Source organism: Dellaglioa sp. BT-FLS60 (assembly GCF_054941065.1).
Map to the genome: position 1 here is coordinate 42,466 of NZ_JBSOLI010000036.1, position 14,296 is coordinate 56,761.

The 14,296-nt window shown below is 35.1% G+C and carries 14 protein-coding genes; all 14 read right to left on the reverse strand.

All coding sequences use genetic code 11. The features are described 5' to 3' along the window. Positions 1–14: 14 nt before the first annotated feature. The 14 genes from uvrB to phoU all read right to left on the reverse strand — a co-directional run bounded on the left by uvrB (position 15) and on the right by phoU (position 14,290). Positions 15–2,018 (reverse strand): excinuclease ABC subunit UvrB, encoded by a 2,004-nt coding sequence (uvrB, locus tag ACVQ8P_RS07465; RefSeq protein WP_462298593.1) that lies wholly within the window; start codon positions 2,016–2,018, stop codon positions 15–17. Positions 2,019–2,166: 148 nt separating this feature from the next. Then, positions 2,167–3,030: a DegV family protein gene (locus tag ACVQ8P_RS07470; RefSeq protein WP_462298594.1), complete on the reverse strand. Its 864-nt coding sequence runs from the start codon at positions 3,028–3,030 to the stop codon at positions 2,167–2,169. A 139-nt stretch (positions 3,031–3,169) separates the two neighbouring features. Then, positions 3,170–3,802, reverse strand: coding sequence for a YfbR-like 5'-deoxynucleotidase (locus ACVQ8P_RS07475; RefSeq protein ID WP_462298595.1), 633 nt, complete (start codon positions 3,800–3,802; stop codon positions 3,170–3,172). Positions 3,803–4,012: 210 nt separating this feature from the next. Next, entirely contained in the window at positions 4,013–5,740 is a 1,728-nt protein-coding gene (locus ACVQ8P_RS07480; protein WP_462298596.1) for a phospho-sugar mutase, read from the reverse strand. A 74-nt stretch (positions 5,741–5,814) separates the two neighbouring features. Further along, complete coding sequence (locus ACVQ8P_RS07485) at positions 5,815–6,300, reverse strand: MarR family winged helix-turn-helix transcriptional regulator (protein WP_462298597.1); 486 nt, start codon at positions 6,298–6,300, stop codon at positions 5,815–5,817. Positions 6,301–6,403: 103 nt separating this feature from the next. Then, a complete protein-coding gene (locus tag ACVQ8P_RS07490) occupies positions 6,404–7,747 on the reverse strand; it encodes a DHA2 family efflux MFS transporter permease subunit (protein ID WP_462298598.1) in 1,344 nt (447 codons plus the stop codon). Between the two features lie 131 nt (positions 7,748–7,878). Beyond that, a complete protein-coding gene (gene trxB / locus ACVQ8P_RS07495; protein WP_462298599.1) occupies positions 7,879–8,817 on the reverse strand; it encodes a thioredoxin-disulfide reductase in 939 nt (312 codons plus the stop codon). Between the two features lie 139 nt (positions 8,818–8,956). Further along, entirely contained in the window at positions 8,957–9,856 is a 900-nt protein-coding gene (gene galU / locus ACVQ8P_RS07500) for a UTP--glucose-1-phosphate uridylyltransferase GalU (protein WP_462298600.1), read from the reverse strand. Between the two features lie 14 nt (positions 9,857–9,870). After that, positions 9,871–10,890 (reverse strand): NAD(P)H-dependent glycerol-3-phosphate dehydrogenase, encoded by a 1,020-nt coding sequence (locus ACVQ8P_RS07505; protein WP_462298601.1) that lies wholly within the window; start codon positions 10,888–10,890, stop codon positions 9,871–9,873. A gap of 83 nt (positions 10,891–10,973) precedes the next feature. Continuing rightward, positions 10,974–11,795: a prolipoprotein diacylglyceryl transferase gene (gene lgt, locus ACVQ8P_RS07510; RefSeq protein ID WP_462298831.1), complete on the reverse strand. Its 822-nt coding sequence runs from the start codon at positions 11,793–11,795 to the stop codon at positions 10,974–10,976. A gap of 18 nt (positions 11,796–11,813) precedes the next feature. Then, positions 11,814–12,752 (reverse strand): HPr(Ser) kinase/phosphatase, encoded by a 939-nt coding sequence (hprK, locus tag ACVQ8P_RS07515; protein WP_462298602.1) that lies wholly within the window; start codon positions 12,750–12,752, stop codon positions 11,814–11,816. Positions 12,753–12,763: 11 nt separating this feature from the next. Continuing rightward, the gene (locus ACVQ8P_RS07520) at positions 12,764–13,117 is read right to left on the reverse strand and encodes a phage holin family protein (protein WP_462298603.1); all 354 of its coding nucleotides are present in this window, start codon (positions 13,115–13,117) and stop codon (positions 12,764–12,766) included. A gap of 17 nt (positions 13,118–13,134) precedes the next feature. Next, the gene (locus tag ACVQ8P_RS07525) at positions 13,135–13,449 is read right to left on the reverse strand and encodes a PspC domain-containing protein (protein ID WP_462298604.1); all 315 of its coding nucleotides are present in this window, start codon (positions 13,447–13,449) and stop codon (positions 13,135–13,137) included. Between the two features lie 154 nt (positions 13,450–13,603). Beyond that, positions 13,604–14,290, reverse strand: a complete 687-nt coding sequence (gene phoU, locus ACVQ8P_RS07530; RefSeq protein WP_462298605.1) for a phosphate signaling complex protein PhoU — start codon at positions 14,288–14,290, stop codon at positions 13,604–13,606. Positions 14,291–14,296: the final 6 nt, after the last annotated feature.

The following is a 14,296-nucleotide window of genomic DNA, read 5'->3' on the forward strand; positions in this document are numbered from 1 at the left end:
GAAAAATCCTCCTATTATAACATCTGTGTTTTTAATTCTAGTACAGTATCACGCAATGATGCAGCCGTCTCGAAATCTAATTTTTTAGCAGCTTCTTTCATTTGTTCTTCTAAGCGATCAACCATATCTTGTTGTTCTTTTTTATCCAAATCCAAAAACTCAGTTTCAGTAAATGTCTTAACTGTTCCTGAATTATCTTCAATTTTAGTTGGTGTAATTAACTCACGAATTGCCTTTTTAATTGTAGTTGGTGTAATATTATGCTCTTTATTGTAAGCCATTTGGATATCACGGCGACGTTGTGTTTCTTCAATCGCAGCCTTCATGGAATCCGTTTCTTTGTCAGCATACATAATGACACGCCCATTCTCATTACGAGCAGCACGTCCAATTGTTTGAACTAATGACCGTTCACTACGTAAAAAGCCTTCTTTATCAGCATCTAAAATAGTCACCAATGATACTTCAGGGACATCAATTCCTTCACGCAACAAATTAATCCCAATTAAAACATCAAATGTCCCCAAACGTAAATCACGAATAATTTTCGTTCGTTCCATTGTCTTAATATCACTATGCAAGTACGCAACCTTCATCCCTAATTCTTTCAAATAATCAGTTAAATCTTCCGACATTTTCTTGGTCAAAGTTGTGACAAAAACACGTTCATTTCGTTCAACACGCAAATTTATTTCGCCGACTAAATCATCTATTTGCCCCATAATTGGACGCACTTCAATAATTGGATCAAGTAGTCCCGTTGGTCGAATGATTTGTTGAACAACATTTGTTGTCCGTTCCATTTCATAAGGTCCTGGCGTCGCAGACATATAAATAACTTGGTTAACATGCCCTTCAAACTCAGCAATCGTTAATGGCCGATTATCTAGCGCACTGGGTAAGCGAAATCCATAATCTACCAACATTTGTTTACGAGCACGATCACCATTGTACATGCCTCGGATTTGGGGCATCGTAACATGTGATTCATCCACTACAATTAAAAAATCTTTTGGAAAGAAATCGATTAATGTATAAGGCGGTTCGCCAGGTTTACGACCATCCATATGTCGTGAGTAATTCTCAATACCGGATGTGTAGCCCATTTCACGTAACATTTCCAAATCATAAGTTGTCCGTTGCTCTAGCCTTTGAGCTTCTAGTAATTTTTCTTCGCCTTTTAATTCTTTTAATCGATCAGCAAGTTCCATTTCGATGCCTTCAATTGCATGGTCCATCACATTGTCATTTGTCATAAAATGAGTTGCGGGGAAAATAGCCATATGTTCTAATTCACCCATCACTTCACCCGTTAATGAATCAACTTCACGGATACGATCAATTTCATCGCCGAAAAATTCAACACGGACAGCCTTTTGGTCACGAGATGCAGGGAATATTTCCACAATATCTCCATGGACTCTAAAACGGCCACGTTGAAAATCAATATCATTTCGTTCAAATTGAATATCCACTAATTTTCTAAGTAAATCGTCACGTTCCATTGTCATTCCAGTCCGTAGAGAAATAACATGATCTCGATACTCTGTTGGATCACCCAATCCAAAGATACTTGAAACAGAGGCAACCACAATGACATCATTACGTTCTAATAATGAACTGGTTGCTGAATGTCGTAATTTATCAATTTCATCATTAATGCTTGAATCCTTTTCAATGTACGTATCACTTGAAGGGACGTACGCTTCTGGTTGATAATAATCATAATAACTCACAAAATATTCTACCGCGTTATTCGGAAAGAATTCTTTTAATTCGCCATATAATTGACCAGCTAATGTTTTATTATGTGCAAGCACTAACGTCGGACGATTAACATCCTTAATCACATTCGCAATCGTAAATGTCTTACCTGTTCCTGTTGCACCCATTAAAATTTGTTCTTTTTCCCCATCATTCAACCCATTTACTAAAGTTGCAATAGCGTTGGGTTGATCACCAGTTGGTTCGTACTTTGATACTAAATCAAAAACACCATCATCATGTCTATCAATCAAGTTAATCCCTCCAATGCAATTCTTTTTTTAAATAAAAAAAGCCCGGAATAACCTACCAGGCTCATTTAAAAATGATTATTCTCTATCAATTATATTAGCATACCGAACATACTTTCGCACGACATCTCACTTATTTTTTCAAGATAACTTAATCAACTAAATAATCACGGCCCCAAATAAGGCCCATCGTTTTTTCGCCAGTGTGAACACCAATAACAGGTCCAATATGACTAACTTCAACTGGTATTTCAGGATAGTTAGCTTTAATAAAGGCAACCCACTTCGCACTATCTTCGGGATTATTTGCATCAACAATACTAACACGAATCGGATAGCTGACTTCTTTAATCGCATCTGCAAAATCTGCCATCACACGTTGAAAAGCCCGTTTTTTAGTACGTTCTTTGGTTAAAGGAATAATTTTACCTTCATGATTAAAAGTCAAAATAGGTTTAATTTGCAATAAATTACCGACAAATGCGGCACTATTTGTCATGCGTCCCGTTCTAAGCAAATGGCTCAAGTTGTCCACAACAAAGAAAATACCAACTGTCTCACGCATGGCTTCTAACTTAGGCACAATTGTCTCAGCATGCTCACCTTGAGCCACTAACTGAGCCGCTTTCAATACAAGAAAAGCTTCTGCGGAACTGGCTGCTTTAGAGTCAATAGGATAAACGGTAATCCCTTCAACATTTTTCGAATAAGCACGCAAATTATCCACAAAACTTGTAATTCCTGTTGAAAGATGAATTGAAATCACTTCATCAAAGCCTTCGGCAATTAATTTATCAAAGACAACTTGCATTTGTCCCATTGTGACTTGTGACGTTGTTGGTAATTTATCAGTATTTTGCATTCTTTCATAAAATTCAGAAGAAGAAATTTCCACATCTTCTAAATAAGTTTGTTGTCCAAAAATAACAGTAATTGGTACAACAATAATCTTTTGAGCTTCGGCTACTTTTGGATCAATATACGAAGCACTATCAGTTACAATCGCGGTTTTCATTAAATTCTCCCTATGATCCTTTTTTGAACATTATCACCTTAGTAGATGGCTTTGAAACATCTAAAAATTTTTCTATAAAAAAAGATTGTTCTGTATGCATTATTTTAGCATACAACCCAATCTTTCACACATGCGTGATCTATTTTTTAATAATATCCAACGTTATTTTTTTGATTTTATCTTTATCCGTAAAATCTTCAGTTAACAATTCGGGTAAAATTTCTTTCAAAATATATTGAACACTAGCCAAATCAGAAAATCCCAAAATTGTTTTCAAACTTTCTTGATAAATTTCAGTATAAACCGCTTCAGGATTACCTTTTTGAATTTCGCCAAATGATTCATATAACAAATCTAGCTTATCAGCTACGGATAAAATTTTACCTTCTAAAGTATCATCCTTACCTTCTGATAATCGACGACGATAAGCATCTTGAAATTCTTCTGGAATTTCATTTTTAATAAAGTTTTCAGATAATGATTCTTCAACGTTTGCTAACATTTCTCTTAACGTCGGCGTTGCATACTTCACTGGCGTTTTAATATCACCAATAAACCGTTCTGTATAATCATGATTCAATGCTTTTTCATATAACATGCGCCAATTAATCTTATTACCAGCGTTTTCTTCAACGTCCCCTAAAAATTGAGCAGCCTCTGTTACTTTGAATGAATGCTCAGCTACCGAATGTTCTTCATATTTAAAATAGCCTGGTGCTCGTCTCAGTGTTTCTAAATTGCTTAAACTTTGTAGGTATTGATGCATTCCCATATTAACAGCTCCTTCTCATTTTTTACTTAAATTTTTACAATCTTACCACATATTAAAAAGACAATTCAAGCGTCACTAGTTATTAACAAAAAACTTATACCTTTTTAATCATTATAAAAAAGACAACATTTAGAGAAAAAATCTCTAAATATCGCCTTTTTGGTATAATCAACTTTTATTTTTAAGTGCTTCTATCACACTATTTTCAAATTAGGCGTTAACAATAGCCATAATAGCTTCTTCAAAGGCAAGACACTTAGCTTGAGCCTTCTCATTAGTGTCAGCTTGTGTTCCCACGTAAAATTTAATTTTAGGTTCTGTTCCTGAAGGTCGAATTGCGATCCAAGAACTATCTTCTAAGATATATTTTAAAGCATTTGCTGTGGGTAATCCGATTTCTTCAGATGTGCCATCAGCTAATTGCGCCATACCTGTTGTGAAATCTTCTAACTTAGTCACTTTATAGCCAGCAAAATCTTTAGGCGCATCATCACGGAAAATAGTCATTAAGTCTTTAATTTTTTGAACACCTTCAATACCTTCAAATGTTAAAGCTTTCGTATTTTCAGCATAATACCCATATTCTTTGAACAAATCATCTAATCCATCAGATAAAGTTTTATCAAATTGTTTGTAATATGCCGCAACTTCAGACAACATCACTAAGGCTTGGATAGCATCTTTATCACGAACGAACGGACGAATTAAGTAACCGTAACTTTCTTCAAACCCAAACATGAAAGTATGTGCATTCGTTTCTTCATAACTTTTAATTTGTTCTGCAATAAATTTAAATCCCGTTAAAACATTAATCATTTTCGTATGATGTGCTTCAGCAATTTTAGTTGCAAGTTCACTAGACACAATTGATTTAACCCCAACAGCATTAGCAGGCAATGTTCCAGCTGCTTCAGTTGCTGTCAAAATGTAATTGAACATTAATGCAGCAATTTGGTTACCTGTCAATAATTTGTATTCCCCATCAGCTTGTCGAACGGCAACTCCCATACGATCAGCATCTGGATCAACAGCGATTAATAAATCAGCATGTTCACGACGACCCCATTTGATAGCTAAATCAAATGCTGGTGCATCTTCTGGATTAGGCAACTTGATTGTTGGAAATTCAGGATCACCTTCCGCTTGTTCAGGCACAATTTTAAATTGTTCAAACCCTGCTTGTTTTAAAGCACGTTCGCCCAACATTTTACCTGTACCATGAAGTGGCGTGAAGACAAGTTTCATTGAAGCCCCAACTTCATCAACTAATTTTTGATTAATTGTGACTTTTTTAACTTCAGCAAGGTAAGCAGCATCAACTGCTTCACCGATAATTTGAATTGTTTTATCAGCTTTTAATGCTGTTTCATCGCCTACTTGAATAGCAAATAAATCATCAGCTTCACGGACAAAACCAGTAATCATATCTGATTCTTTAGGTGGCATTTGACCACCATCTTCACCGTAAATCTTATAACCATTGTATTGTTTAGGATTGTGACTAGCTGTAATCATGATTCCAGCATAAGTAGCCAAATGACGAACTGCGAATGATAATTCTGGTGTTGGACGTAAGCTTTCAAAAACAAAACTTGGAATACCATGAGCACCCAAGACTTTAGCTGATTCCATAGCAAATTCTTGTGATTGGTAACGAGAATCATAACTAATGGCGACGCCACGTAATTTAATTGCATCGTCCAAAGTATCCATAAACCGAGCTAGGCCTTCAGTCGCTTGGCGAATTGTATAGATGTTCATCCTGTTAATCCCAGGTCCCATCAAACCACGCATTCCAGCAGTACCAAATTCCATTGGTTGATAAAAAGCATCTTTTAAGTCTTCTTGATTATTTTTAAGTGAAACAATTTGATTTTTCAATGTTGCATCTAATGTTTCTTCGTTTAACCATGTTAAATAACTATCTTCCCATGTCAAAAATATCACTCCCATTCATATAATAATCTCATTATACAATAAATACGCTTACTATTCAGGATTAAAAAAAGATATCAAGATAATTCCGATATTTTTTTACCTGCAAGACGCTCACGTTCAATTCCCGATTGAGTCACTTTTTCCAAAATATGCTTAAACTGATCTGTTTCTTCCTCACTAAGTGCCGACACACTTTCCTCGTTAACAGCTGTGATTCGATCAAAAATGGCTTGATAATTATCTATTGCTTTCAGCGTTGGATAGAGCTCTGTCTGCCGTCTGTCTATTGATGACCTTTTCTTTTCTATCCAACCATTTTCGATTAGTTTTGAGATAGCACGTGTCACAATACTGTGATCCCGATAAATATTTTGGATTAGCTTATCCTGACTAACGCCGGGTGACTCACAAACCAATAACACATAAAAAAAATTACTTTCAGAAAGCTTATATTCTTTTACCGCATCATTTATTCTTAATCGAATCATTCTGTTGTAAATCGTTGTCAATTTTTCAACTTCATGCGTGTCATAAAAAGAATCTTCATTTATATTTTGCATCCCAAAACTCCTTAATCTTTACTTCTTCTAAAGTATACTGATTCAATAATACTAAGTAAATAAAAAAACAAATCTTAGTAGATTTGTTTTTTTCGATTCATTTTTAAGCCTTACTTGTTTTTCTGAAGTACACTAGACCAACTAATCCAATCACAATTGAAACAATCATGATAAAGATCATTGAAAAACGGTATCCAACAACAAATGATGCTGGAATACTAGCAATAACAATAATGATTGTATTGAACAATGACCCACTCACTTGACGTAAGGTATTCGTCAACGTCGTTGCATGATTGATTTCCATTGGATTTAAATCTTTCAAAGCTTCTGTTGTAGCAGGTGCCATAATCGCACCAACCCCCGTTAATCGAATAGCATACGTAACAACCGATAACCAAACTGGGAATGTTACTGTTAAAAATAGCATTGGCAATACTGAAATAAATAACATTAAAAAGCCAAATGTAAATATTTTTTTGTAACCATATTGATCATAAAGATTACCAACAATAGGTGAAATAATTGCATTAATTGCAGCTCCGGGTAACATAATTAATCCAGCAGTCATCCCTGATAAATGTTGATTATTTTCTAAGAACATTGGCATGACTAATTCTGTTGCCATTAAAATACCAAAAACGAGCATAATTAACGAAATCATAGTTGAGAATGAACGCACTTTAAAAATACGAATATTTAAAAAGGGTTCTTTTAACGTTAATTGACGACGACCAAAATAGATCAAAACTAAAATACCAATAATAATTAGAGCAAGTGCAATTAACAATTGATTTCCAAGAATTGAAATACCAATTAAAATAGCAGTCAATCCAATTAATGATGAAAAGAATGAATTAAAATCAATTTTAACATCTTGTTTTTCTGAATAGTTAGGTAAAATGAATAACCCAACAATTAAAATCACCAACATAATTGGAATAATGAAAATAAATAAGGCTCTCCATGGTAAAAAGGTAATCATAATACCTGATAAAGTTGGACCAATTGCGGGTGCAGCTGAAATCACCAACATAGCAAGTCCCATCACCGTACCACGACGTTCGATTGGATTAATGGCAATCATACTGACCATAGTGAAGGTCGTTAATACGCCACCAGCTGCTGCTTGAATTAATCGGCCAATTAGAATTGCCCAAAAATTAGCGCCACTTGAGGCAACAATACTACCAATCAGAAAAACGACCATAATACCAACGAAAATTTGTCTTGTTGAATATTTTTCGTATAAAGTTGCTGATAATGGCGTTGAAATTCCAACCATTAGCACGTAACCTGTCGTTAACCATTGTGCGGTTGCAAGGTTAACATTTAAAACTGAAATTAATTTTGGTAATGCGGTAATCATTAATGTCTGATTTAATAAGGCGGCAAAAGTCGCAATTAATAAAACAGCACCAATTGTATTTCTTTTTTTGTTTGTCATTCTAACTCTCTTCTCACTTAGATTTACATTTATGCCTTAATTGCATATCAGTAGCTTAGACTATTATAATGTGCACATGCACATAAAGTCAACTAAAAAAAATAAGCCCCACAAAAGGCTTATTTAATAGATTAGCTTAATTCTGCATCTTTTAATGATTCTAGATAACTAAATACTTGTTGTCCAGCGATACCACCATCACCAACAGCAGTTGTAATTTGACGTAATTCTTTTTTACGAACATCACCAATAGCGAAAATGCCAGGTACGTTTGTACGCATATGTTCGTCTGTTGGAATCCAGCCGTAATCATCCGTAATACCAAGCTTTGTGAATGCCATCGTCATTGGTTTAACACCAACATAGATAAAGACACCACTCGCAGGAACTTCTGACGTTTCACCAGTTTTATTATTTGTGACTTTTACACCAGTTACTTTACGATCATCACCAACAATATCCGTCACATTACTATCCCAAACAAAATTCATTTTATCGTTTGCAAAGGCACGATCTTGTAAGATTTTTTGAGCACGTAATTTATCACGACGATGAATAACCGTCACTTTTGATGCCAATTGTGTTAAATAAGATCCTTCTTCAATCGCTGAATCACCGCCACCGATGACAACCACTTCACGATTTTTAAAGAATGCCCCATCACACACGGCACAATATGACACACCTCGGCCACCAAAGGCTTCTTCGCCTTCAGCACCTAATTTTTTATATTCTGAACCCGTCGCAATAACTAAGGCTTTTGTTTCAAAGACATCACTATCTGTTGTGATGAATTTCGTATCACCTTCAGTTGTAATATCGTTCACACTTCCATAAGCATATTCTGCACCGAATTGTGTTGAACTTTCATACATTTCTTTTGCCAAATCAGGTCCCAAAATTGATTTAAAACCAGGATAATTTTCAACTTCGGCCGTATTATTCATTTGACCACCATAAATCCCACGATCAATCATCAAAACTGACAGATTTGCACGTGATGCATAGAGCGCAGCAGTCATTCCACCGGGACCAGCACCAATCACGACAACATCATATTTTTTTGTCATTAGTCCAACCTTCTTCCTTTTAGTAAGTAACATAACAATACCTCATGGCACTTTTTTTGTCCATTTTATTGCTTGACCATTTAAATAAAAACAGGTCCCAAGTTTAACTAACTTGTGACCCATTTGACTTTAACGGCTATTACTTACTCTTAGCCGCATCTTCTGCAATTAATTTTGCACCTAAAGTCTTCAAATATTCTTTTAATTCATCTTTAACTTCTTTATGCTTCAACCCATACTCAATGCTTGTTTTTAAATAACCAAATTTATAGCCGACATCATAACGAGTCCCTTTAAATTCGTGAGCAAAAACACGTTGTACTTTATTCAATGCATCAATAGCGTCGGTTAATTGAACTTCATTACCAGCACCCGGTTTTTGATGTTCAAGAATACCAAAAATCTCAGGTGTTAATAAATAACGTCCAATAATTGCCAAATCACTAGGTGCATCTTCAGGTTCAGGCTTTTCAACAAAATTTTTAACGTTGAATAATCCAGGTTTAACTTCTGTTTCCGGATTAATCACCCCATACTTCGATACTTCTTCGTGTGGGACCTTCATCACAGCTAAAGTCGATGCATGTGTTTCATCAAAACGATTCATTAGTTGACGCGTTAATGGCACTTTATCCTCCATTAAATCGTCGCCTAACATCACAACAAAAGGTTCGTCACCAACAAAGTCTTTAGCCATTAAAACGGCATCACCAAGACCTCGTGGATGTGATTGACGAATGAAATATAAATTAATATCAGTTGTTTCTTCAACTAATTTTAATAATTCATCCTTATGCTTTGCAGTCAAATTAGCTTCAAGTTCTGGCACCGAATCAAAATGATCTTCAATCGGTCTCTTACCTTTACCTGTGACAATCAAAATATCTTCTATACCTGATTGACGCGCCTCTTCAACAATAAATTGAATCGTTGGTTTATCAACAATTGGAAGCATTTCTTTTGCCATAGCTTTAGTTGCTGGTAAAAAACGCGTGCCTAATCCAGCAGCCGGAATGATGGCTTTTTTTACTTTTTGCATATTGTAATCCCCTTTTATTCTGCTAATTCAGATTTTCCTTCGCGATTAATTAAAGCATCAATCACAGAGTTAATTTCTTTATTATTATATAAAACGTCATAAATAGCATTTGTAATTGGCATATCAATTCCTTGTTGTTGTGCTAATTCATAAGCAGCTTTAGCTGTCCCAACACCTTCAATGACCATTCCCATATCGGCAACCACGTCATCTAATGATTTTCCTCTACCTAATTGATCACCGGCACGCCAGTTACGTGAATGAACACTTGTTGCAGTAACAATTAAATCACCAACACCTGAAAGGCCCATAAAAGTTAATTGGTTAGCACCAAATGATGTTCCTAAACGAGAAATTTCAGCTAAACCACGTGTAATTAAAGCGGCTTTAGCATTATCACCATAGCCCATACCATGTAACATACCAGCACCAACAGCGATAATGTTCTTCATAGCTGCACCCATTTCTACACCAATAACATCATTATTTGTGTAGATTCTTAAGAATTTGTTCATAAAGATATCTTGAACAAAACTTGCTGCTGCTGCATCAGCACTTGCTGATACAATTGTTGTTAAATCGCGATTAGCAACTTCTTCAGCATGACTTGGTCCAGAAAAGACAACAATACTGCCACGGATATCAGCAGGAATTTCTTCTTCGATAACTTCTGAAATACGTTTATGTGTGACTTGTTCTAATCCTTTACTTGCATGAATAATAATAGGTTTATTACCTGTTTCTTTTAAGATTGCTGCTACTTGTTTAGCAACAATACGGCTTGCTTTTGTTGGAACAACAAATAAAATAGCATCAACTTGATCCAAAGCTTCTTGTAAATCTTCATATGCATGTAGATCTTTAGAATAAGTGTAATCTTCCAAGTAATGTGTATTTGTATGGAACTCATTTATTTCCGCTACTTGTGCTGGAACATTTGACCAAAGTCTGATATCGTGACCATTTTCAGTTAAGATGTCTGCAAGAATACTACCCCAAGAACCTGCACCTAATACTGCTATTTTTTTTGTCATTATATAATCTCCTTCAAAATTTATTCACTCTAAGCATACCAAATTTTGGCTCTAATAGCATTAACTATGAGAAAAAATTATTCTTATTGTCCATCTAAATACCATTGATTCTGTGGTTCCCAGTATCGTCTCAATAATAACCAGCTAATCGATCCAATAAAAATTACTAGTGACAGAACCTGAGAAACACGAATAGTTGAAAATAACATCAAACTATCCGTCCGCATCCCTTCAATGAAGAAACGGCCAAATGAATACCAGGTCAGATAAGCAAACATAATTTCACCACGTTTAAAGAGATGAACACGATGTCTCAAAGCAATCAATATCAAAAATCCAACAAAGCTCCACACTGATTCATATAAAAAAGTCGGTTTATAGTACGTTCCATTAATAGACATTTGATTAATAATAAATCCCGGTAAATGTAAATTTTGCAACGCCTGTAACGTGACTTTTCCACCATGGGCTTCTTGGTTCATAAAATTACCCCAACGCCCAATTGATTGTGCAAGTAAAACTACTGGTGCAGCTAAGTCAAACATTAACCAAGCTGATAAATTCCGACGACGGCAAAAAACAATAACTGTAATCATTGCACCGATTAAACCACCATAAATAGCGATACCACCATCCCAAATACGATAAATTTCACTGATATTTTGAGAATAATAGGGCCATTCGAATATAACATAGTAAATACGTGCGGAAATAATTGAGATTGGTAATGCCCATAAAATCATGTCATAAATGGTGTCTTCGTCAATACCTATCCGTTTACCTTCAAATACGGCTAATATAACCGCAAGAATCACTGCACTTGCAATTATCACGCCATACCAGCGAACCTCAATGGAACCTAACTTAAGTGCGATGGGGTTCAATGCGCCTAATAAAAAATTCAATTTGCTCTCATCCAATCTCTAATCTTTTTTTGAATTTGTTTGGATTAATCCATTTAAATTATCTTCAAATACTTTAGTTGCATCATAACCCATTGTTTTCGCACGGAAGTTCATTGCAGCTACTTCAATAATGATAGCTAAATTACGTCCCGTCTTAACAGGGACTGAAATTTTAGGTACATTGACGTCAAAAATTTTAACAAATTCATCATCGTTACCTAATCGGTCAAACTGTTTATCTGGTGTCCAATTTTCTAGGTGAATAATAAGTGAAATATCTGTATCATCACGGACTGCACCTGCACCAAACAAGTTCATGATATCAATGATACCAATGCCTCTAATTTCAAGTAAATGTTTTAAAATAACAGGCGCTTCCCCAACAAGTGTCTCTTCATCTTGTTGAAAAACATCCACACGATCATCCGCAATCAACCGATGTCCACGTCTGATTAGTTCAAGCGCTGTTTCAGATTTACCAACACCTGAATCACCTGTAATCATGACACCAAGTCCATAAATATCTACTAAAACGCCATGTATTGATTGACGTTCAGCAAGTTTGGCTTCCAAATAATTAACCATATTAGATGATAGGCGTGACGTCGTCAATTTTGAAATTAAAATTGGAATATGTCTTTCTTTAACGATAGACAATAACTCAAGCGGCACATCTAAATCATTTGAAACCACAAAACAAGGTGTTTGTTCTGTTGCGAGTTGACTCATCACCGTTTGCCGATTTTCATGCGTTAACCCATTCGCATATGCATGTTCTGTCATACCAAATAGTTGAATGCGTTCTTTAGGATAAAAGTTAAAATACCCCGTTAATTCAAGACCAGGACGCGAAATATCACTTGTTGTTATTTTTTTATCATCCAAGTACTCTTTCCCAATTAAAACCGTTAATCCCATTGCATCTACTAAATTTCTAACTGAAACTTCATTTCCCATCTTGCTGCCCCCTATTGTCTATTTCTGATAAAGTAATTCGTTACGACTGTGTTAGCAATACTCATCACAATTGATATGATGAAGGACGACCAAAAACTTGAAAATCTAAATTCATTACCCACAAAAAATGACGTCATTTGTAACATAAATGCGTTAATAATTAGATAGAAAAAGCCTAAACTGAAAACGGTTACTGGCAGTGATAAAATCACTAAAAATGGTTTAACCAGCATATTTAAAACGGCCAGTACAAAACTAGCAATTAACGCGACCCAAATACTTTTAACAAATAATGTATCCGGAAAAAAACCAGATATTGCCAAAAACAGTATGGCATTAATTAAAATACGTTGCCAAAATCCCATAAAATATCACCTCATCGTTATTTTTTATTATCTGTTACTTCAACATCTTTTATAATTTTACGATCACTTTTATTTTTAGTTGACGAGCCAGTACGTTGACCAGTGTTAGACGTAAACTGTTCAAAAGAACTAGTAAATGAACGCTTTTTCCCTGGAATGCTAATGGCTAATAAGATGTAGACAAGTATAAAGGCACCTTTTGTCGCAAAAATTAACATTAAGAATAAAAATCTAACAAGGGTTGGATTCCAATTCAAGTATTCGGCAAGTCCAGCTGCAACGCCGGATATAATTCTGTTGTTTGATTTTGTAAATTTTTTATTTGTTTTCATTTTGTAGTTCCTCCATTCAGAATAATCTAACATCATTGTACTTCTTATCAGACTCATTTTACAATTTTAACACGCGTTTTTTACCTAATTTTTAACGTTTAAACCAAAAATAACTAACAATCGTTAAATTGTTAGTTATTAGCCGATCATTACCTTATTCATTTTCTTTTTCTAACTCAGATTTACCGGGATTCAATTCAGTAATTCGACCATTCTTCAAGTAAACAATCCATTCACAAACGTTTGTCACATAATCACCAATTCGCTCAAGGTAAGTGGCAACCATTAAATAATCGGCACTCCCGACAACCGTTTCAGGATTCGTCTTCATTTCATGAATACATTGATCATAAATCGTACTGAAGTATTGATCAATATCGAGATCTAATTTGGCAACTTTACGTGCTTTTTCAGCATCTTTCTTAATATATGCTGTTAACACTTCTTCGACCATCTTACGAGCATGATCACCCATAATCCCAATTTCTTCTTCAATCTCTGGCACTCTAGGATTCCCTTTAACACGAATCGTTGCTCTTGCAATACTGACTGCATGATCGCCCATTCGTTCTAGGTCAGAAATTGCTTTCAAAACAGTAACGATATCTCTTAAATCACTCGTAACGGGTTGATACAAAGCAATCATTTCTAATGTTTGCTTTTCCAACTTCATTTCGCGTTCATTAATTTTATAATCACCAACAATAACCTCATGAGCCAACTCTTTATCGTGATTAATGAAGGCTCGGACAGATTTATGAATGGCTTCACTGACCATCATGCCCATTTCGCTAAATCTAATGTGTAATTTTTCTTGTTCTTCATCAAAAAGTAATCGCATAATTTT

Bases quoted from the DNA above. Each gene is read 5' to 3' on its own strand.
- ACVQ8P_RS07475 (WP_462298595.1), bottom strand. From the start codon at position 3,802: ATGGGAATGCATCAATACCTACAAAGTTTAAGCAATTTAGAAACACTG.
- ACVQ8P_RS07485 (WP_462298597.1), bottom strand. From the start codon at position 6,300: ATGCAAAATATAAATGAAGATTCTTTTTATGACACGCATGAAGTTGAA.
- phoU (WP_462298605.1), bottom strand. From the start codon at position 14,290: ATGCGATTACTTTTTGATGAAGAACAAGAAAAATTACACATTAGATTT.
- ACVQ8P_RS07505 (WP_462298601.1), bottom strand. From the start codon at position 10,890: ATGACAAAAAAAATAGCAGTATTAGGTGCAGGTTCTTGGGGTAGTATT.
- ACVQ8P_RS07525 (WP_462298604.1), bottom strand. From the start codon at position 13,449: ATGAAAACAAATAAAAAATTTACAAAATCAAACAACAGAATTATATCC.
- ACVQ8P_RS07470 (WP_462298594.1), bottom strand. From the start codon at position 3,030: ATGAAAACCGCGATTGTAACTGATAGTGCTTCGTATATTGATCCAAAA.
- ACVQ8P_RS07520 (WP_462298603.1), bottom strand. From the start codon at position 13,117: ATGGGATTTTGGCAACGTATTTTAATTAATGCCATACTGTTTTTGGCA.
- ACVQ8P_RS07490 (WP_462298598.1), bottom strand. From the start codon at position 7,747: ATGACAAACAAAAAAAGAAATACAATTGGTGCTGTTTTATTAATTGCG.
- galU (WP_462298600.1), bottom strand. From the start codon at position 9,856: ATGCAAAAAGTAAAAAAAGCCATCATTCCGGCTGCTGGATTAGGCACG.
- trxB (WP_462298599.1), bottom strand. From the start codon at position 8,817: ATGACAAAAAAATATGATGTTGTCGTGATTGGTGCTGGTCCCGGTGGA.
- hprK (WP_462298602.1), bottom strand. From the start codon at position 12,752: ATGGGAAATGAAGTTTCAGTTAGAAATTTAGTAGATGCAATGGGATTA.